This is a genomic window from Chryseobacterium sp. JUb7, from assembly GCF_024806495.1.
Classification (GTDB): domain Bacteria; phylum Bacteroidota; class Bacteroidia; order Flavobacteriales; family Weeksellaceae; genus Chryseobacterium.
In genome coordinates, this window is sequence record NZ_JANUFF010000006.1 from 88846 (window position 1) to 110599 (window position 21754).

General features: G+C 36.6%; 18 protein-coding genes and 1 pseudogene. 6 read left to right on the plus strand and 13 right to left on the minus strand.

Annotation, left to right across the window (positions count from 1 at the left end):
• Positions 1 to 16: 16 nt before the first annotated feature.
• Both M2373_RS12735 and M2373_RS12740 read right to left on the minus strand, forming a co-directional pair.
• The gene (locus tag M2373_RS12735; protein WP_259111271.1) at positions 17 to 1186 is read right to left on the minus strand and encodes a FecR family protein; all 1170 of its coding nucleotides are present in this window, start codon (positions 1184 to 1186) and stop codon (positions 17 to 19) included.
• A 61-nt stretch (positions 1187 to 1247) separates the two neighbouring features.
• Positions 1248 to 1832 carry a sigma-70 family RNA polymerase sigma factor gene (locus M2373_RS12740; protein WP_259111273.1) on the minus strand — a complete coding sequence of 195 codons (585 nt, stop codon included), beginning with the start codon at positions 1830 to 1832 and terminating at the stop codon, positions 1248 to 1250.
• 276 nt (positions 1833 to 2108) lie between these two features.
• Between M2373_RS12740 and M2373_RS12745 the strand changes: the two genes are divergently transcribed.
• The 4 genes from M2373_RS12745 to M2373_RS12760 are packed head-to-tail and all read left to right on the plus strand — an operon-like array spanning position 2109 to position 6705.
• Entirely contained in the window at positions 2109 to 3206 is a 1098-nt protein-coding gene (locus tag M2373_RS12745; protein WP_259111275.1) for a ComEC/Rec2 family competence protein, read from the plus strand.
• Positions 3199 to 4308, plus strand: a complete 1110-nt coding sequence (locus M2373_RS12750; RefSeq protein WP_259111277.1) for a serine protease — start codon at positions 3199 to 3201, stop codon at positions 4306 to 4308. The genes M2373_RS12745 and M2373_RS12750 overlap by 8 nt, the downstream gene beginning before the upstream one ends.
• The gene (locus tag M2373_RS12755) at positions 4295 to 4801 is read left to right on the plus strand and encodes a hypothetical protein (protein ID WP_259111279.1); all 507 of its coding nucleotides are present in this window, start codon (positions 4295 to 4297) and stop codon (positions 4799 to 4801) included. The genes M2373_RS12750 and M2373_RS12755 overlap by 14 nt, the downstream gene beginning before the upstream one ends.
• The gene (locus M2373_RS12760; RefSeq protein WP_259111281.1) at positions 4789 to 6705 is read left to right on the plus strand and encodes a hypothetical protein; all 1917 of its coding nucleotides are present in this window, start codon (positions 4789 to 4791) and stop codon (positions 6703 to 6705) included. Before M2373_RS12755 ends, M2373_RS12760 begins: the two co-directional genes overlap by 13 nt.
• 129 nt (positions 6706 to 6834) lie before the next feature.
• Here the strand turns inward: M2373_RS12760 and M2373_RS12765 are convergent.
• Both M2373_RS12765 and dinB read right to left on the minus strand, forming a co-directional pair.
• A pseudogene (locus M2373_RS12765) lies at positions 6835 to 9888 on the minus strand (DNA polymerase III subunit alpha).
• A gap of 10 nt (positions 9889 to 9898) precedes the next feature.
• Complete coding sequence (gene dinB, locus M2373_RS12770; RefSeq protein WP_259111284.1) at positions 9899 to 11047, minus strand: DNA polymerase IV; 1149 nt, start codon at positions 11045 to 11047, stop codon at positions 9899 to 9901.
• 77 nt (positions 11048 to 11124) lie between these two features.
• Between dinB and M2373_RS12775 the strand changes: the two genes are divergently transcribed.
• The gene (locus tag M2373_RS12775) at positions 11125 to 11907 is read left to right on the plus strand and encodes a LexA family transcriptional regulator (RefSeq protein ID WP_076351058.1); all 783 of its coding nucleotides are present in this window, start codon (positions 11125 to 11127) and stop codon (positions 11905 to 11907) included.
• A gap of 323 nt (positions 11908 to 12230) precedes the next feature.
• On the opposite strand, the gene M2373_RS12780 is transcribed toward M2373_RS12775, so the two are convergent.
• The 9 genes from M2373_RS12780 to M2373_RS12820 all read right to left on the minus strand — a co-directional run bounded on the left by M2373_RS12780 (position 12231) and on the right by M2373_RS12820 (position 20512).
• Complete coding sequence (locus M2373_RS12780) at positions 12231 to 12866, minus strand: hypothetical protein (protein ID WP_259111289.1); 636 nt, start codon at positions 12864 to 12866, stop codon at positions 12231 to 12233.
• 141 nt (positions 12867 to 13007) lie between these two features.
• On the minus strand, positions 13008 to 14033 hold the full coding sequence (locus M2373_RS12785; protein ID WP_259111291.1) for a hypothetical protein: 1026 nt from the start codon (positions 14031 to 14033) through the stop codon (positions 13008 to 13010).
• A 28-nt stretch (positions 14034 to 14061) separates the two neighbouring features.
• Entirely contained in the window at positions 14062 to 14394 is a 333-nt protein-coding gene (locus tag M2373_RS12790) for a hypothetical protein (RefSeq protein WP_259111293.1), read from the minus strand.
• A gap of 13 nt (positions 14395 to 14407) precedes the next feature.
• A complete protein-coding gene (locus M2373_RS12795) occupies positions 14408 to 15175 on the minus strand; it encodes a DUF2314 domain-containing protein (RefSeq protein ID WP_259111295.1) in 768 nt (255 codons plus the stop codon).
• 130 nt (positions 15176 to 15305) lie between these two features.
• Positions 15306 to 16283 carry a hypothetical protein gene (locus M2373_RS12800; protein ID WP_123871804.1) on the minus strand — a complete coding sequence of 326 codons (978 nt, stop codon included), beginning with the start codon at positions 16281 to 16283 and terminating at the stop codon, positions 15306 to 15308.
• A complete protein-coding gene (locus tag M2373_RS12805) occupies positions 16280 to 16651 on the minus strand; it encodes a hypothetical protein (protein WP_228453198.1) in 372 nt (123 codons plus the stop codon). The genes M2373_RS12800 and M2373_RS12805 overlap by 4 nt, the downstream gene beginning before the upstream one ends.
• Positions 16652 to 16671: 20 nt before the next feature.
• Positions 16672 to 17757, minus strand: a complete 1086-nt coding sequence (locus M2373_RS12810; protein WP_129058462.1) for a putative toxin — start codon at positions 17755 to 17757, stop codon at positions 16672 to 16674.
• 25 nt (positions 17758 to 17782) lie between these two features.
• Complete coding sequence (locus tag M2373_RS12815; RefSeq protein WP_259111303.1) at positions 17783 to 19183, minus strand: transglutaminase family protein; 1401 nt, start codon at positions 19181 to 19183, stop codon at positions 17783 to 17785.
• Positions 19184 to 19336: 153 nt separating this feature from the next.
• Positions 19337 to 20512: an IS4 family transposase gene (locus M2373_RS12820; protein WP_103290968.1), complete on the minus strand. Its 1176-nt coding sequence runs from the start codon at positions 20510 to 20512 to the stop codon at positions 19337 to 19339.
• 654 nt (positions 20513 to 21166) lie between these two features.
• Here M2373_RS12820 and M2373_RS12825 point away from each other — a divergent pair.
• Positions 21167 to 21691 carry an RNA polymerase sigma factor gene (locus tag M2373_RS12825; protein ID WP_259111308.1) on the plus strand — a complete coding sequence of 175 codons (525 nt, stop codon included), beginning with the start codon at positions 21167 to 21169 and terminating at the stop codon, positions 21689 to 21691.
• The last annotated feature ends 63 nt before the right edge of the window (positions 21692 to 21754 follow it).

The following is a 21754-nucleotide window of genomic DNA, read 5'->3' on the forward strand; positions in this document are numbered from 1 at the left end:
ATGAAACTATAAATTCTTATTTCTGAATCTCAATCCTCCTTCCTTTCGATAGGTTAATTTGTAAATCTGTAATTTTTTCAAGTGCATATAACACGCTGGAGAGTTTCTTATCTCTTGAAATGGTTCCGTTAACCTTGATATTTGGAATATTGTTGTAATCAACGTCAACGTCATACCATCGTTCAATTTGTCTCAAGACTTCCTGCAAAGCTGCTCCTTTAAACTGAAACTCATTTGAAGTCCATGCTGTAAAAGGTTCGGTATCTACGGAATTTATGGCAAAACCGTCATTGACTAGCTTAGCTTGCTGGCCGGGAACAAGTATAACAGTTGCCTTGTCACGGCTGCTTAACAATTCAACTCGCCCACTGACCAAGGTTGTTCTGACAGCAGGTTCATTGGAATAACTGTTGATATTAAACTTAGTTCCAAGTACCTTCACCTGCTGGCCACCCGAAGCAACAATAAAAGGCTTTGATTTATCATGCGCCACGTCGAAAAAGCCCTCCCCCTGCAATTCAACATACCTGTCTTTATCAGTGAACTTTGTAGGATAACGTAAAGAAGACTCCGCATTTAGCCAGACCTTAGTGCCATCGGGAAGCGTTATCTTATACTGTCCCTTACGTGGGGTCGTTAGTGTCGCAAACTGTACTTTATTTTCTGATATGCTCGTGCCATCCATATAGGAAGTGCCCTGTTCATTTACTTTTATAGCTTTCTTATCCCCTGCGAGCGAAAGAACTTTCCCATCTTCAAAAGTTAGCGTTGCTTTATCTGTACCGGGCAGAATATCGCCCGATATGGTAGTTGTTGCTACCTCTGTTGGTAGAATCTTGTCTGATTGGTAAAATTTATAAAGCCATAGGGAAATGGAAATGGTAAAAAGAACCGCTGCCGCAGTCATCAATCTGAACCAAATGCCCATTGGCTCAGGTTTATCAAGAATTTTATTGAATTTTGCGAGCTCATCGTCGCTCGAGGAACCCGATTCTTTCAGTTCGATTAGATCAGCAGCCAAACGGTGTTGATCCAATAGCTGTTGGAAAATAGCCCGATTGGATTCACTTTCTTCTATCCAGTCTTCAAGGAACTCCCTATCCCAATAAGGGAGCTTTTGTCCAGTAATATACTTATGTAGTAATTCCGTGATCTCAAATCCGTCGAACAATTGTTCCTCTTTCATGTTTCGCATTTTATATAAAAACCGGAAACTAATAGAGGTTGTCCAAAAGAAAATGAAAAAATTATAAATAAAATAACAAAAGTGCGATTCCTTTATTTGAAAGGGTCTTTTTAAGTATAGAAATTGCCCGTGCTTTCTGGCTGTTCACAGTACTGACACTAATATCCAGTTCCGCCGAAACCTCTTTGGGAGTTTTTCCATCCATCAATTTCTGCATAATGTTCCTGCATTGTTCTGGAAGAAATTCAATGGATTGGCTTAGCTCCCGAAGTACTTCAGTATGGATCATCTTGCTTAAAATATTCTCGTCATCAAGTTCGTCAAGGTCCTGTGTATATTTGTTAAGACGATTTAACCTTACTTTCTCTTTCTCAATGACATTCAGGCATCTATTTTTTGTGGAAATATACATAAATGCCTTGACGCTCGCATAGCTCTTAAAGGTTTCCCGCAGCTCAAATGTTTTGAGCATAACATCGAGAACGACTTCCTGCGCACTGGCCTGATCAAAATTGAAAAGTAGTCTGTTGGCAAAAAAGATCAATGCCGGATGATAGAGCCGGAAAATCGTATTCATTGCGCCCCTATCACCGCTTTGAAATCGTATAAGCAGTGCCTTTTCTTCGATCTCATGTCTGGATGTCATAATAAGGCTATTGATAGAAGAGTAAAGTTAGTTATTTTATTTTACTAAATTAAATTTAGAGGCTCTTAGGGCTGAAATAACGTAAAAACACAATAATACGTTTATCTGAAACACTTTTATAAAGTACTGTTATGAGGTTCAATTATCTTTAACTGCATAAAGCAAAAGAATAGAAACATCAGTCCTTACAGTATTTTTTTAATTGAAGGTTGCATAAACAGATTATAATTGCTACTTTTCAAGTAAAATATAACCATATTAACTCTGTTTTATCAAGTGAAGCATCCTTTAAACGAAAGTCTCAGGACTCAGGTATTAGTTTTACCTGCCAAGCACGGAGATTCAATAATCGTAAAAACATTTGACAGCCAAGCAAATCCGTTAAATATAGTTATTGATGGCGGAACACCGGGGACCTTCGATGAAGTACTCAGAAGAGAATTTAAACTTATTCCCATAATCGATATTATGGTTCTTACCCATATTGATTACGATCATATTGGAGGACTCATAAAATTTGTAAAGCATGCGTACTTTAATCCCGAGCAGGTAAAAAGATACTGGTTCAATTCAAAAAATATAAAGTTTACTACCGTAGGAGATAATATACACAGCGGCCATGCCAAATCGTTTGAGGAACTCCTTATCGACAGGGGAAATATTAAGGATAAATGGACAGAAGATATTATTGTAGGTAGTGATTTGAAGATGCCTGAAGGCATTACAGTAGAAGTTGTTTCTCCTTCAAAAGAGATCCTTGATGAACTATATTCAAAGTGGCCGGATCTCAGTGATGAATATAACCAAAAATTGGAGGACCTTTCAATTTCCGCTGTCAAACCTTCACAGATATTACGGGGCTCATTGGTGGATCTCTCCAAAGAAGATGATACACCCGATAAGACGATCATCGAAGATATTTTCAACAGTTCTTCGATCGCATTTATCCTTAGAACTTTTGACATGTCCATTCTTTTTCTGGGGGACGCACACCCTTACTTCATTGAACAGACCTTGAGAGCAAAAGAATATTCGATAGGTAATAAACTCAAAGTGGATTTTGTAAAAGTATCGCATCATGGTAGTAAAAACAACACGACAAATGCCCTTTTAGACTTAATAGATTGTGATAAATTCGTAATTTCAACTAACGGTGGAAATTCAACACACACTCATCCGGACAGGGAAACACTCGCACGGATAATTCATCATCCCCAAAGAGTACAATCTAAATACATCAAGAAACGAACAATATATCTGAACTATCCAATAGCTAACATAGAACAGAAGGCCGGAGAATTTATAAATGAAGCCGACCTGCAGCAAGGGAACTGGGAACTGATTGAAAATACAGGTGTTTTAGAAAATGAATGAAGATTTAATTAATAGAATATGTGTGCGAATCACCCTCCATATAGGTGGGAAAGATGTGAGCTACGGCACTGGAACCTTAGTTAAAGGAAAAGATTATTTTTACGTGGTTACGGCACATCATTGCGTATACGGAGATGAAAATGCTTATCCTGATATACAGCTAGATCAGATAATTTTACAACAACAAAGGGCCTTTAATGCTCCTTTTGAAGATGTTGAAGTATTGGAAATAATAGGTTCAGATTTTAAAGAAGACTGGGCGGTTATAAAAGTAAAGCATGTGGATAAAGATGGTATGCATCCTCACATAGCAGCGACAGTGAATTTCAAGCGCAACGATGAAATACTATTTACAGGGTTTCAGTTCGCAAACAAAAATGAATCCAGATCATTTAAAAGTACGGTTCAGAACGGGATAGCCAGTGGTGAATTCCGCATTACGTTGGCCGACAAAGATACCTTTAAAGCTGGTGGCGATGATGCGAAAGGCCTTTCCGGTAGTGGTGCTTTCCTGATTGATGGTGAGACGTTTCTGTTGATAGGCGTTTTAAAAAATGTCAAGGGGGATGAAGCATTAAATGATGATATCAAATGCTGCTGCATGGAAAAAATTGCTCCCCTGATCGGTCTTGAGATCTGTGAAGAGTTTAAAGATCACTCGACAGACACTTTCGGAAGCAAAAAGTTTGGTGAGATTATAATTAACGACAAAAGAACGCTGATGGAAAAGATTCTGGCCGTCAACAACGATTTTTCCGAAATGAGGATGAAAAGACTGCGCCGTCAGCTTGCACTGGGAAAGGCCGAACTCGAATTTGTGCAGGAACGTGATATGAGTGCCATAAAGTACCGTTTATTTATAGAATGTCAAGAGATGCTCGAAGATTTTGTTGATGAAAATATTGGCACAGTTTTGACTCAGGAACAAATAGAAGATCTTCTCAAAAAATTTACGGACAGCGCAATTACAATAATCGAGGTAAAATCAAAAATGTACAAGTACCCGATAATTGACGATAACTTAATGCGCAAAATTGTTTTGGATCTGATAAATGAGTGTTATCTGTCATTTGATAAAGAAGGGGTATATGAAACAGAATAGAAGCTCAGCAAAAAAAAGATTGATGTTCATCCAAAAGGAGGACTACAATTATTTGGCATATAGTACGATAATACTGTTGAAAGTCTTAGACTGTACAACCGAAGAAAAGAGATTTAGGGATTTTAGAAAAATTGCCTATCTGGTTGATTTTGTAAACGAAGGCGGAGAACCGAGCCAATTTGAAACACAGCGACTGGCCGATATATATAACAAAGCACAGATAAAGAAAAAGCTGCTCCATCACTTAGTCATCGTCCTCAAAAACAGGGAACTTATTAGTGTCTCGGTTAACAAATCATCACAGACAATTGATCTTTGGCTAAATAAAGAACTTATACCTGTGGACTTCTTTGACGCAGAAATATTTGAAAATGAGATAGCGAATGTCGCAGAACTAAAGAGAGCAATGACCTTAAGGGTCAGAAGTATGCCAATAAAATCTTTGGTAGAAAAAATATTTAATGATAATAATATACTGACGTGGGGAGTTTAATTGTTAAAAAAGTAAAGTATTCAGGAGAAAAGTATTTCTACGAGTCTCCGGAACTAGATGCTGGAATAAATGTTATCTTGGGTGACAATGGCTCAGGGAAGAGTACATTCAGCTATTTTATTGAATATGCACTGGGCGGTAAAATAAAACCCTTTGAGGACGATAATGAAGATGCTAGATATTCCTTGATCATAGAGGATACGAACAATTTTGTTCACATTGATATACTAATCGATCAGGTTCCCTATTCACTGAAAAGGTTTATAGGTGCGCAGGATGTTTTTGTGGACAATGGAATAGCAACCGAAACTTATCCTATCAATAGAAGAGGTGACATCCAAATTTTCTCCGACTGGATATTAGATAAATTTAAAATCCCTGTCTTTGAACTGTATATTGGTGCTGTACATTGGTTTTTCAATTTCAATGACCTTTTTCGGCTATTGAACTACGACCAAAATACAGAGCCGAGAAAAATCTATAAATCGCCTATTGCCGAAAACTTTATTGCCGACTCCATTATTATCAGAAAATCTATCTTCGAAATTCTTCTAGGAATGTCCTCGGCGGAATACTTTAAAAAATTAGATATCCTTAAGGCAGCAACAAAAAGAAGAGATACAGCAAAAGCATTGTTGCAAAATTATGAATCTACGCATGACGCAGTGCAGAACAGTGAAGCGTTGCTACAACGCCAGGTAGAAACAAATACAGAACTGGCGAAACTTGAGGAAGAACGCGATGCTTATCAGATAAGAGAAACTACTGTAGATGACAAAATTGGAGAATTGGCTAATATTCAGTCCATGCTTGTCGATCTTGAACTTAAAACCTCAAGGGAAAGAATTTTTCTGAAATCATTGGAGAATGAGCAGATAAAGGTCGACCAAGTCCACCGTACCCTGTTGGAAGAAATACAGCAGATTCAGAAGATTATCTTCACCCATGACAGGCTTGACCTATTTTCGATGGAAGTCTGTCCCTTTTGTATGAACAAAAAGGAGATTGCCACAGGTTTCTGTATCTGTGGCTCTAAATTCAAAGAAGATGATTATGAAAAATTTGTTTACAACTCAAGTGAATATAAAGATATCCTTTCCCACAGACAAAATAGCATTAAGGCTATTACTCAGGCCAAAGAAGACTATGCAGTGGATGTTCGAGAAGTAAAAGGAAAAATAGAAAAAAACTCTAAACTTATTGATGAGTATACTACCAAGCTTAAAACAGTAATTGAAACAGCACAATTTGCAGGAAGCACAACAGTTATCGATGATTATAATGACCAAATCTTAAAGCTGAAAGAACAGTTGATGGAAATTGGTTACGCATTAAGAACAAGTGCTCAATGGAAAAAATTATTTGATGATCTCGAAACAAAAATTGAAGAACTTAGAACTGCTCAGCAAGAATTCAATACTGCAAAAATTCTGTATGATAAAAATAATGCAAAAACGATTGAACTTTTTAATTCAGTCTACAGTTTTCTTTTATCCAAATCCTCCTACGAAAGTACTGAAGCACATATTGACGAAGATTATATGCCTTTTATAGATAATCGAGAATACAAAGCTAATAGTAGTGATGTTCCAAAAAGGCTGATGTACTATTTTACTATCCTTGCGCTGGCACTCAGGTTACCTTCGGTTAAGCATCCAAGATTCCTTTTGATTGATACACCAGAAGATTCAGGAATCGATACAGATCACCTCAATCAAAATCTAGAACTGTTACTTGAAGCAATCCGAGTTGGAATAAATGGAGATCCAAAAGGTAAAGAATTTCAGGTAATCCTAACCACCGGATATGGTAAATTCCCTGCTTCATTCCAGGGTTTTGTCAAGGAACGCTTCTCAAAACAGGATGGTAACTTTATCTTAAAACAGAAAATGCTCAAAATTTAAAAATAAAAAAGCCTCGAATTGCACTGCCCCAAAAAGTTAGACACTTATTGGGGCTTTTTTAATTACCATCAATGTATATTAAGTTATTAAGTACCATTGAAGTAAACATCTTTCTCTAAAATACGTTCCTTAAGAGATAGTTTTATATCTTGGCAATCCAATTTCATGCTCCTGCGGATAGGGTGCACGGAACGTCATACTTACATCTTCCTTTATACGCTCTTGGGCTTCATATCTCTTCTCTTCATCATGAGAATACCTAGGATCAGAAATAAAAGGCATTTTTGCCATTTTTGTAATTGTGATCGTAGGAAAATGAAAATCTACTTCCACCACTCCTAAAAGTAAATAGCACCCACCCCCCTGAAATGGATGCTTTTCAAGGCAGTCCGGGAAATGTGCCGTATCAAAATAGTCCCCATTGACATCGACCCAGGTTCCAAAATACATTGTCCCCCTTTTCGTCGGAACATGTTTTCTCGAAATCAAATAGGCTAGCATTTTAACTTGCTTCTTATGATATTGAACAAGCTCATTTGCCATCACTGTTCCCCTGTACTTTGTCTGTAATAGATCAAAAGGTGTACAGGACACTGGAAAACTTAAAATTTCTATCTCATCAAAAGCATCTTCAAAGATGTTTCTTTTCAGTTCCGGAAATTTAAATTCCTTTACAGGCTCCTCAAACAATGTTTCAAACCGATGTTCAGGTTTAAAGTCTCCAAGCAGTACCCTGGCTTTTAATAATAATTCATTCTTAGGAACTCCGCAAAATCGAAAAGCACCAATAAATATCAATATCTGCAACGTTTCTATGCCAATAGGTATTCGTTTGATAAAGTCTTCCATGGATTTGTATTGTCCATTCCTTCTCCTGTCTTCGGGAATCAATTGTCCAAGTTTTGATTCCACTTTTTCAAGGTGCATAAATCCCAAATAAATCTCATCGCCATAAATCGTAGCTTGGTGCTCACTCCTGTTTACACATGGATTCATAATCTTTCCACCAGACATCCTTGCTTCATGAACATACACTTCCGTCCGGTAAAAACCACCCGTATTGTTGATAACTGACACCATAAATTCCAACGGATAGTATACTTTCAGATATAAACTCTGATAACTTTCTACAGCGTAAGACGCAGAATGTGCCTTGCAAAATGAGTAGCCCGCAAATGATTCAATCTGTCGGTAAATCTCTGTACTCAGTTCTTGCGGATGTCCCTGTTGTCTGCAAGATGCAAAAAAATCGTCTTTTACTTTTTGAAGTGCCGAAAGTGACCTACCTTTTCCGCTCATTGCCCTTCTGAGAATATCACCATCCGCTGCGGATACTCCCCCATAATGCAGCGCAATCTTAATAACATCTTCTTGATACACCATGATGCCGTAGGTATCTCCGAGTTGCTCTTCAAAAACTTTATGGAAATATTCAAACTTATCTGGATTGTTGTGCCGAAAGATATATTCCCGCATCATGCCGCTCTGAGCCACTCCTGGACGTATAATCGACGATGCTGCCACCAGTACTTTATAGTTGTCACATTTTAACCTTCGCAGCAGCCCGCGCATCGCAGGACTTTCGATATAAAAACAACCTATTGTCCTTCCCTGGCTTAAAAACTCATTGCATTTTTCTTCATCCTTGGAAATGTTAGTGTCTTTGATGTTTACCTTAATTCCTCTTTTCTCTTCAAGAAGCCTAACTGTATCATTGATTGTACCCAGCCCTCGCTGAGATAGGATATCGAATTTCTCAAATCCAATTTCCTCTGCCACATGCATATCCCATTGCACGATCGGAAATCCCTTGGGCGGCATTTCCAGTGCGGTAAAATTTGTTAGGGGTTCTTCAGAAATAATAATCCCACAAGAATGCATGGAACGCTAATTTGGAAACTTTTCTAAGAGCTTTCCATACTTCTGAACTTGCTGTACTATCTCATCTCGAAATACTCTTTCAGGATATTTCGACAATTCATCGAGTTCCTCTTTTGGTAAACCAAACACCTTCCCTACCTCCCGGATAATAGATCGGTACTTAAACTCAACATTCGTCCCACAGAACGCAACGTAATCTTTGCCGTAACGGTCAAAGATATACTCCAATATAGTATCCCGATCCTGCCAGCTCCAATCGATATCAAAGTCCGGTGGGCTTTTTCGGTTCTCATTTAAAAACCGCTCAAAATAGAGATCGAGTTCCAAGGGGCAGATATCGGTAATACCCAGACAGTAAGCGACAATACTATTTGCACCACTCCCCCGTCCCACATGCATGAACCCCATACTATTACTATACCTGATAATATCCCATGTGATCAGGAAATATCCACTGAAATTAAGTTCATCAATAACTTTCAATTCCTTTTCGATCCGCTGTTTTGCCTGTGTGTGACTTTTCCCATAACGTCTTTCCAGTCCAGTAAAAGCTAACCGTGTTAAAAGCCGCAGGTCATCTTTCTTAGAACCTGTATAAAATTTTCTATTGCGTGGTGTTTCGAATTCAAAGTCAAAACCGCACTCCGAAAGAATTACAGTTGTATTCTGGATAATTTGCGGATAATTCCGGTAGGCATTTAAAATTACTTTTGGAGATTTTAAATATGCTGTTTTCGAGCAAATTTCGCTTTCTGCTAATTTAGAAAGCAGCATATTATTATCAATAGACCTCAAAATCCGGTGCAGATTGAATTCCTTCTTCGTGCTGAAAGTCACAGGGTGTAATATGACCATTTTGGGAATCAACCTTTGATATTCTTTGCGGATCAACATATTTAGCTCTTCCTCCTGAATTCCAATATATTCATTATCATTAAGCTGTTCAGGTCTGTGAGCATTCAGTGGATAAATGATAAAACAGTGTTCAAAATCAGGTCGCTCAGGTAGATCGATACCATCACAATTATAAGATGTTAGAGCCCGATTTACCTCTCCTATCCCGGTAAACTCTTTTGCAATGACAATATAGAGCAATTCACTCCCCTTACGTATCTCAACACCAACAATAGGCTTTATTCCTTTCCCTTCACATTTTTTCTTAAATTCATAAATGCCCGTAATCGTATTGATATCAGTAAGAACAAGCTCTTTAATACCCATTGCGGCTGCCTGGCATACAAGATCGTCAATGGATAACGTTCCATAACGTAAGCTGTGATAGGAATGGCAGTTCAAATACATAGTTGAGAAATTAGCGTGAAAAATTAAAACCCACGGCCCTGCCGACCGCATCTTTTCCGAAACGATTCTTAATATTGTCCATTGCCTGATACAAGCTGATGAGCTCAGCATTATCCTCAAATAAATTCATCTGATAACTACCATGGACAAGATCAGTAAATCTTAACCCCACTAAACGGAGACGCATCCTTCGCACATATACTTTATCGAAAAGTTCAAGCGCAACCCTTGCCAAAGTATGATCAGATGATGTATAGCTTACACGGCTCTGTTTGGTTTCGGTGTCAAAGTTTGAATACCTGATTTTAATTACTACAGTTGCTGTCAACCACTTTTCTTGGCGAAGCTGATGGGCCAACTGTTCAGCCATTCCCGAAATAATACTTTTAATTTCATAGACATCCATCGTATCGCTATTAAAGGTTCTTTCTTTCGAAATTGATTTTCTCTCTGAATATGGTATGACAGGAGTTTCATCAATTCCATTGGCTTTCTTCCATAGATCAACTCCATTCTTTCCGATCATCTGTTGGAGCACCTCAACCGGCATTTCTGATAATGTGCCTATAGTCCTTATTCCAACTCTTGAAAATAGCTGAAAAGTTGCATTCCCTACCATAGGCATCTTTTTGATCGACAAAGGATTTAAAAATGAATGAACGCCTACTGAAGGTATCTCACGATGACCGTGAGGTTTGGATTCTCCCGTACCAATTTTGCTCACTGTTTTATTTATTGACAACGCATAACTGATCGGAAGTCCTGTTTCTTTTTCAATTCTGGCACCTAACTCATTCGTCCATTTATATGCCCCGAAAAATTTATCCATACCAGTAAGGTCAAGATAAAACTCATCGATGGAAGCTTTTTCCATTACCGGTGCGCTTTCTTCAATAACTTCTGTAACAGTATGGGACATCTTACTGTACAATTCCATATCTCCCTTCACTACTTTAGCCTGTGGGCAAAGACGTAGTGCCATTTTCATTGGCATGGCGGATCTAACGCCGAAAGTTCTTGCTTCATAACTACAGGAAGAAACCACACCGCGGTCTCCTCCACCAATAATCAATGGGATACCATTAAGCTGTGAGTTTACAAGCCGCTCGCAAGAAACAAAGAAGGTATCTAAATCCATATGTACGATAGACCGATTCATTTTTACTAAATTATTTAGCAAAATTGAGAAGATTTATCACAATTTATATTACTTTTGTTGTGATAAATTGTCACAAAATGTCAACACTCTCTATTCTAGCGGATAACATAAGGTATTTGCGACTTAAACAGGCACCTAATCTCTCACAGGAAAAAATTGCTGAGAAATTGATGATTTCCAGAGACTCATACGCAAAATATGAGACTGCGAAATACACTCCTCCTCTGGATGTATTGTTAGCTATTTCCCGCTATTATCATATCAGTACGGACCTATTATTGACTGTTGACCTAAGAAAATATAAACTGGAAGAAATGCTCAATCTGCCGGATAACAGAATACTGCTTCCTATTAAGACGGACTCATTAGGGGAAAACAAGATAGAAATAGTTCCCTACAAGGCTAAAATGGGCTATCTTAAAGGATATGCAGATCCTGAATACATCGAGGGGTTACAGACAATGTCCCTTCCGTTTCTAAGAAATGGGAAGTATAGGGCTTTTCCCGCAGAAGGCGATTCCATGCCCCCTTACAAAGATGGTACTTATGTTATTGGAGAATACGTAGAGCGTATTAGTGATATAAAATTAGGTAAAGTTTATCTCCTTATCACACGCACCGATTTTATATTTAAGCGGATAGAAAGCATAAATAAAAAGTCCATCACTGTGAAATCAAATGAAAGCTTCTATGAAAACTATGAAATTCCTTTTTCTGACTTATGGGAAATCTGGCAACATGCTGGAAGCTATTCACCCCAGGAGCTTGAAATTATCGACTTTGCAAGCGAAGATGTAAAATCAATGCTATTGCAATTAATGCAGGAAATAAAGGAATTAAAGGCAGCTATAAAGAATTGAGTGAATTTAGGAAAACAATCGGGAGGCTATCACCTTAGGAGACTCCCGATTGTTTTGAAGATAACTGTTGCTATTCAGATTCATATTTAACCCAGGCACAGCCTGAAATATAAACTGCAAATTCAGTATCCCCAATGTGGCAGATCGTAAACTCGTCTTCCCTATCCGTATTGAATTTTTTAGTGAATTCTACACCCCCAAAAATAAACTTTTTATTTTCTGGGAGCGATCCTAGCGTTATTTCTTTCGTCATTGTACCAAAAATAATAAACAAAACACAGAGATTTTACGGTTTACCGTAATTCTTTGAAATTTAATTAGATCTATATTTTTATCAGCTTTGATATAAAAGAAATATCAGAACTTTTAACTATGACCCTAACGCCAGAAGGATATTCTATCATGACTGGAGTTTCAGCATAGTGAGAATCTCCTTCGACTGCATTCCCGTTCATTAATTCATTTCTCACAATCTCCAATGTATGACTTTGCGGCGGAGTTGGCTCATGAAAGGTTTCAGGAGCTTTCACTTGAACAGATAACATCGAATCGGATACACCATGTTGTTCCAGATATGGATTGATCGGTTTTCCAGTTTCCTTATGCTTTAAATACGCAAAATAGCTATATGGACGTGGTGTAAAATTCAAAAGCCAGGCAGCCATTTCTATAGCTAGTTCAGAAGTATTCTTGTCCTTTTTCAGAAAGTAAATTAAAGGCTTAAATTTTGCCGGATTAATCATTTTAACTTCCAAAAGCGAAACCTCGTCCTTCATCGACTTATCCATGAAATTTTTGAGTGTACGCATATCGTAATGGTTCGAAATTTCCATGTAGCTCATAATACACTCATTTCTAACCTTCGCTGGAGATAAGTACAGCATATTATTTGAAATTATCCCTTGTTCTTTGAGCATCAAATAATGGTTTCTTACAGCATCTCTATATTCATTCGTCATAATTTAAATTATTTATATGTCCTAACTATGATTTAAAGTTCATAATTTTTGGCATAATTTAATAATTCTGGACTGCTATAAAACTATAATATCTTTTGTTAAAGGGAAATTTATTTGAGTACACTTAAAAACTAAACCGAACTAACGGGACAACCTCGTGTCTTCATATTTTTTTCGTTCAGTTTTTAAAGAAACCAACCATTCCAAATACATTCCTTCAGGCATATTTCGATAACCTATTTCATGAATATGCTTATATTCTTTATTCAACAAAGAAAGCAATTCTTTTGCTTTTGGTTCAGTAGCAACTAGTTTTTGATATTGCTCCTTATGCGTTTCAGCTTTTAAAATCAATGCGGTCACTAAATAAGGATAAACCTGCAAAGCTCTTTCAGCACATTTCAGGGCGAAGCTTCCATCATTTTCGGGAAAAGATCTCTTGTAGCCATTGGCAAGATCCACCAAACATAGGGCAAGACTTTCATGATCAGTTAAAGCCTTCATATAAACACCGTTCTGTATCGCATCCAAGTGTATAAATCCCGACGCCATAAGCCATGCATCCTGTGGGAAAACACCACTCGTCAATTCCGTATTGTACCAACCTATTGACTTTATATTATGCTTAATATAGATGTGGTTTGGAGCTAGCGCCAAACTCGCATCAGCACCAATCTCTTCTGCAAGTATTTTATATAGGTAAGGTAGAGAATTACAGTTACCTTTCTGCGTATTGACCAGTTTGGAAACAAAAAGGTTTGTTAGCTCTTTATGACCAAAAACGTCATTAAAATCATAAGAAAAGGGTTTATAATGAAGCGTATCCTTATTTATAACAATCGGTGTTTCTTGGCAGATAATTGAAAATATAGCGGCATATTTACTCACAGCTACTTTATCGTTTCCGTCATAGGTCAAGTCTCTACTTTCTATAATTTTTTTTGCAAAGTTGGCCATGAATTTTATTTTCCGGTTTACTTCGACTGTATCCAGCTTACCTTGATAATAAGCATCTTCAACACTTAGCACAGCAGTTTTAAAACTATAAGCCTGTTTATCAGCCAACATATTATTTATCGTCTGAAAAGCATCATCGTAAAACTTATTTTGTTGTGCTTTGGCAAAATTGGTTATTGAAAGAACAAGGGTAATAATAAAGTATTTCATAATTTGGAACTCTTAATCATAAAGAGTATTAGATTTTATTGTTATCAAGATGATCAATGATTTCGATCACCAATACATCATCGGTTTTTTTATCATATTTCGCAAGGAACAAATCTATTAGTCGGCTTAATTCCTTCAACGAGCACAGACGTTCATAACTAATATTATCCGCTTTTAGCAATTCGCCCATACCTCTTTTTGACTTAAAAAACCGATATTCTGTATCTGTACTAACAGAATGTTCTGCAAAAATTATAATCTTGTCAAAATCCAGGTCTATATACTGATCGCCTAACAAGGTAGCTAGTGAATTGCGTCTGATTGCTTTAATAATATCTTCTAATTTCATCTCTATTCGCATTTCATAATTAATTTCATTCAACAAGGTTCAATACTTTCCAGCCATCTTTGCCAGAATACCATACCCACAGTCTATTTATAGTAACTGTACCGTCACTGTAAATAACCTTCTCCTCTATTAATTGCTGATCTTCTCTTTGATATTCAATGGTGAAAACCCTGTCTAAACCTTCAAATTTTGGAAACCCATTTAACTCTAACTCTTCAAAAAATGATACTTTCAAGGCTGATGTTATCATTTCATGGGTCTTCTCAGTAATTTCTACAGAATGTTCTATCATAATATTCTCAGCTTCCTTCCTGAAATCTTTACAGGAAATAATTCCATCAAGATCTTTGTGACCATAAAACTCCTCAATACTTAAAATTGCACCTTCAGGCGTAGAACGATCTGGTCTGAAAAAATCATTACCCTCGTCAATTCGAAATCCACATTCTATTTCAAAATTGAGTTTTTCCTCTTCTCCCAGCGTATTCCAATAATGTCTTATAGAGTAGCCTCCAAGCATTCTTTGCTCCTCAATAATCATCCAGTCTATAGCTGTATTTAAAGGGACTTTTTTCGGCTCATTATTTTCTGACAAAACTCCACAGTAATAACTATCTTCAATCCTAATATTTTCTAACCAAACAAAAATGCCATTCTCATTCTGAAATTTGATCGCAGAATAACCAGTATAACCACTTTTAACTAGCTCGTTGAAATACCAGATTGTGTTTTTTGCTTTATATAATAAATAGAGATATTCTTGATTTACCTCTAACTGAAAACTTTTATTCATGTTTCACAGGTGAATGTCACCGTTGTTTTAGGGTTATATTATTATAGTCGAGCAGACATCTTTTAATTTATAACTTTACACATCGCATTTTGGGTTATACAATGCAGATCAATTTATCGAGGATTATTCATCACAAAATAGCTCTTATCCACTGTGCCGATTTCAAAAATCGTTTTGCTGTATCATCCCCCCATTGCGCCCCATAATCAAACTCAAAGTTTTTGCAATTGTCATTTTTCAAAACTGTATTGGCGGTTAGTAAAAGCTTTTTACTATCAATAGTTCCTGAAAGCTCCTGAAATTTCTTTTTCCAACCTGCGGATGGATTAGCACCACGCCCAGTATCAAAGAAATTAATAAGCTGAACTTTAATGTCAAAATCATCCCAATCGTCTTCAGCAATTTCTAAATTAAAAATGCCATTCAAGATTTTATAACAGCCCTGCTGATTTTCCACTTGAAATTTTTTCAAATAATCAATTAATGCGACATCCTTAGGCGAAACCAATTTTAAAATCTTTTTAAAACAGATAATATCATGGTGAAAGGTCTTTTGCTGAATAATGTGCAATATATTTTTCAAAGTTGAAAACTTAACTTCGTTAGTAGCCTGTTTAAAAATTCCACGAACATGTTCTATTTTTAGAATGTCTTCTATGAAATTACTGTTGGGCGAAACGAAATAGTTATCTCTAAGATAAACAGTAATATGAAAAAAATCTTCTGGTGAATATACAATCATCTTGTCCTTTACAAATTTGCCTATCAAATTATCTCTGAGTAATGCACCTAATCTTACAACATATAATGACCTCAAAAAAGCATCATTGAATACATTGTTGTAATGCAACAACTTAGGAAGGATGTATTTGTAACATTTCCTTTCGATTTCAGATGAAATAAGTTGGTTGAATTTTGCTTCCAATTCTTTTTCTGTTTTTACCTGCTCCTCCATATCATGAATCGCTTGCTCATGTTTCAAGAGCAATAAGTAAAACCAATTTTGAATTTTAATAAAATCACTTTCAGAAATATTTAGCTCTTTAGCTAAAATTTCAGATTTCGCAAATTCATCGTTTTTAAAAGTCAAATATGGATTATTTGTCATGATTTTTTGAATAAATTCTCACCAAATATTACTTTCTTATTCTCTATTTTATACGGATATAGTTGCTGATATCTGTCTTCTGGTGATAGGATAAACTCTGTTACTAATACATCTTTTCCTTGATACTTACCATCCATAGCTATAGCATAAACCCGAACATCTTCATCTTTAAGATCTTCATACGCTCCGGCCAATAAAACATCATACATTTCTTTTGAATCGGTTGATTCTGAGTAAGCGGAAATATAAGTCAGTTTGCCATTTGCTCTAACATAAGTAGCATATGGAGCAAATTCACCATTTTCAAGTAAAAATTTTTCTGCTTGCTCTTTAATAGCGTCAAGCAATATTTCAATATTAGTCATCATTAAATATAATAAATTTAACACTATGCACAACCAGGAACACCGTTACAAGGATCTTTAGGTTTTGGTACAGGCATAAGCTTTGGCGCTGGAGCAGGAGTAACTTTCATATTATCTATTTTTGGTTTTGGAGGTGCAACATATCTTTGTATTTTAATACCAGAATTTTCTAAAGGTTTAGTAATTTCTGCTGACTTATTTAAATGTAATATTGCCTCCTGACCGTTGCCTTTAGAAATTTGTTGTTGACCCCTGAGTTGTTTAGTGAAAGACTGTTTTACTACATGCTTAATTTCAATTGTTCCACCTTCATCTGTCATTGCATCTGGAATGGTACGCCCTGTTTTCCCTGTTTTTGGATCTGTAAATTCATAAGTTTGCGTATTTTTATCCTTCCCCATTTCAGCAAGCTCCTTTTTCTCAACATATCGACCAAAATTAAAACGTTCCTGTCGAGCTGAATTTTCTGCTGCTTTAGTTCCTACTTCTCCTGTTTTTGTAAGCGTTTCAATAACAGTTGGTTTAATTGAGGACTCCTCAAATAAAGGCATTAGCCGAAGCCACCAGCAGCATCCATTAACCTCTTCTGGAGCTCTACCATCAGGATCAATAAACTTTAGTGGATTATTAAAAGACATGTTGTAGGGACTCCAACTACTAAATTCCTCACTTAGGGGATCGGGACTGATCCAGCGACCATGTGTGTCTCCGATCGGTTGAGCATCTGGATCATCAAGATTCACTTCTAAAAAATCGACAACTTCGCCCTTTTTTACATTAAATCGCACCGATCCAATAGTAACCACGCTATCCTGATCGTGAAATTCAAGGTATTTTCCCTTGCTTAACGTCGCAACCTTGGGATAATAGCCATATTTCTTAAAGGGATTTCCGGCTTCAATGTTCTTTCTTCTTCTTTCAGCTTCCTGAGGGCTCAGACTATCTCTAGTTTTTAGTACCTCAGTCATATAGGGGCGAGATCGCTCTTCCTTGGTCAGTTTAACGGGATTTCCCCATTCCTTTTGTTTTGTGTTCTTTTTCTTTTGATTTACCTGCGCTTGCGAAGAGCAGACAAGGAATAGGAAAACAAAAAATAAAATCTTTCTCATAATTTATTTGTCTTTTGATTTTTTTTTATAAAAATTCCTTTGGAATCTTGTAGATCTTTGGGGATTCTTTTTTCGGTGTGATTGGTTTTGGCTTTTTATTGGCTTCTTTTTGCTTTTGTGCATTTAGGATCTTAATCCTTTCAGCGATTTCATTACTTTTTTGCTGGTTTTCTGTACTCTTTAATGATCCAAGCCATTTTTCGTACTGATCAAGCGGCATCTGGGTAAAGCCTGATTGATCAATATAATCAAAGCCTATATTTATTTGGCGAAATTGATTTTCCAGTGGTGGATAATTACGGATATTTTGAAGCTGCTCTTTAATTTGAGGATCAATCCCAAACCTACTACAAGCCTGCATAAAGCGTACTTGATCCGTGTTACTCTTCCATAAGATTGCATTTATATTATTTGGATTGAGTATTAATGCTTTATCGAGAACTTTGGAGACAAATTCATCATAACCATATTTGTGGATATATCCGCTGGCAAGATCCACATAAGTCTGTGATAAGATCTCACGCTTAGTTAGATTCTGCATATATAGTTTGTTCTTTAGTGCTTCTGCTTTAATATACCCCGAATTAAGAACAAATGAATTTGCAGAAAACATCCCATTGGTAAGCTCAACACTTAACATTTCGCCATCAGCATCTTTAAACCGGATATAAGAGTGATTGGGTGACATAACCAAGTAAGCTTCCGCACCGATCTGTTCAGCTAAAATAAGGTATAACAAGGGCATCGAATGACACTGTCCTGTATTGGTTTTCATCAACTTGGAAACAAACATTTTGGAGTAATCCTTTGCGCCCATATAATCATCAAAATCATACTTCATTGCTTTGTGCACTACTTTTCCGTTAAGTTTACTGTCTTCCGCGAAGTATTTGAAAATGGATAAATTTTTAGAAACATTGTCGGAATCTTCAATTCCCCTATTTTTTATTTCTTTACGAATGATATTTGTGGCTTTTTGGATTTGACCCTGATATGTTGACTGGAAATTTTTATCATTGTTATTGTATGCATTTTCCACTATAAAAACTGCATCAGCAATTGAATAACTTTCAGAATCAAGTTTTGAAAGATTTTCAAATGCATTATAATAAGCGCTAGTTCCTTTCTTGTCTGACAATGGAGATAGCTTAAAATTTCTTGAAAATGCTTCCGCACGAATCTCTGCGATCTGACGTTCAACTTCTTTATTCAGATGCTCTTGATCAGACTGGTAATTAACTTTCTTCTGCGGATTTACAAAATTTGTGTAATTATTCGCTCTAGAAGACAAATTGGATGTCTCATTCCGAATCACCGGAACACTATTTAAATTAGCTTGCTGAGGAGTTTCAGGAAGTTTTGGTAATCGTTGGCCATAACAATAACATCCAACTATAAAATAGTAAAGTAAAATAATTTGTCTCATCGGTTTTAATGTGTTCTTATAGGTCGATTTTGGTTTCGCAATATATTTATTTTATAAAAACTAAAACCATATGTGTCCTAAATAAATTTTAGGATTGGATTTCTGTGGTACAAGCATAGCTTTTTTCATCATTTCGATATTGACCCCTATTTTTCAATCTGCGAAGATCTTTAGCTGTCCCTTTTTTCCTTTTATAGGCGGCCTGAGAAAGGGATCATCTATCCATTGCCAGATGTTTATTTTCACGAAGATATTCATTCTGATGAATGCGACCAGATTGGACAGGTTCCAGTCATATTTGGCCTTTTTTTGTAAGTATTTTAACAGTAATATGCCAATGAGTGAAGTCCAGATCTGGATCATCACTGCATTTTCAGAAGTCCCTATGAATGTCGATACTTTTAAGCGCTGCTTTAGATGCTTGAAGAAGACTTCGATATGCCAGCGTTGTTTATAGATGTTTGCCACCAAAGAAGCCTTCCACTTCGTATTATTGGTCAAAAAGTGGTACTCATTGCCAGTGGTGCTGTCCCAAAAGTGGACTAGGCGTAGCGGCTTGCCGTTGTATTTATTGCAGGCAGCACCGGATAGCTCAATGAGCTCATCCTTAAGGATCCCCTTTTCCATGAGTGCTTCACTCTGATAGGACTTGATAACCTTGTACTTCATATTAACTTTACTCCTGGTAACGAAGTAACACCCCCTGCTGTCCAAATCCCCAAGCCAGCTGTAATCCACGTAGCCACGGTCCACTACCACCACGCTTCCCTTGGAAAAACTGTAACTACCGGCTCGCTGGCTCTCATGTACTTTTCCATCGGTAATCTGCATAAAAACAGGTAGGCAGCCATCATAATCCAAGACAGTGTGCAGCTTTACGGCACCTTTGGTGCTCCTGAATTTAGCCCAGTCAAATACAGATAGACATAAGGGGATGATGCTTGCATCCATCAGATATACTTTACGCTTTAGCTGACCAAGATCTTTGCGAAAATGGGTGTCCTTTTGCCAAAGCCTATCCAAAACAGAATAGTAAAGATCTTTGAAAAGTTCATGGGTACGGTGTGTGTTGATATAGGATATATTAGACTTACTTGGAGCTCTTACTACACCTAAGTGGTTCAGATTACCAGTGGTACTGCGTAGACCGTTACTAATATCACGAACCGAATCTGCCGAGGAAAAATGACAGAAAAGCATACTGACTAGATGCGTCCAGCTGTTGATCCCTTTCTGATGTTTGTCACTTTTGTGCTTTGAAACCAAATCTTTGAATAATTCGCGGTCGATAAGAGATAAAATCTGACTAAAAACATTTAAATTTATCATGGCGGTGTGTTATAATTTTGCAATTTAAATATAGCAACTTTGCTATATCCAAACACCGCCACTTTTTAAACGTTTAGGACGCAAGTGAACTAAAACATAGGTGTTTTCACGGAATTTTGAATAATTTCCTCTGTTTAGCTCTTCATTTCTAATTCTTTAAAAACAAAATTAAACTGCGATAACGCCAAAACCTGTCGTAATATAATAGATGTTATTACGAATTTGCACTCATGTACTTTTTAGGGGTAAAATACAAAAGGCATGGAACTATGACGCTATGTTAGAGAGGTACTGCGAGAACCCGACAACCATATAGACGACCTAGCCCATGCCCATATAATGGTACACGGGCGTAAGTCTGTCAAATAATGGTTGTAAAGAAGATTCGCAGTTTTCTCTAACCAGTTGACAGCTTACGCTTTATTTTATTTTCGATAAATTTTAGGATGTAAATATATAAATATTTTTTAAACGAAATTTAATTTCACCATCAAAGGATGTAATTACACATATCTAGACAATTATTGAGCAATTCCAATTTTACATAAAATTATTCAAATAATTGTAAGATTCAATGCAAATCTATCACAAAAATTAACTCATTCAATAAAATATAATTAAATTTGTAACGCGAGACCCCCGAAACCTTTTGTAATGACTTTCTTCTCTAACCATATAATTGATGTAGAGGATATGTATAAATCCATATATAATACATATCGGGAACGTGTGTTTCATTACATCAAAGGAAAAGTTAAGAACAGAAATGATATTCGTGATATCGCACAAAATGTGTTTTTCCACCTATGGGAATATAAGGAGTCGCTGGGAGGTGCGAATACTGAAAATATAATTTTTAAGACCTGTAATCAGGAAATTTCAAAATTTTTCAAAACACAGCGAAAACATGTATTTGAAAATGATCATGCTATTCCTGAAACACCCGACGATGCTGTCGATCAGCTGGATTCCAAACTCAAAAAAGAACAACAACTGCAAGCGGTGCAGGATAGCATTGAATTGCTTCCGGCTTCAAGTAAGAAAATGTTTACAATGAACAAACTAGAGGGTGTCAGTCAGCAAAAAATTGCCGCTCAGCTTAATTTGCCAAAAAAAACTGTGCAAAAACAAATTTCTAAAGCACTGATTTTTCTCCAAAATTTTCATAAAAACTCTTAAAATAAGTTAAAGTCAGCTAAAAAGAGTTAAATTAATACTCCCTGAGGGGATCTTTTTTCATTT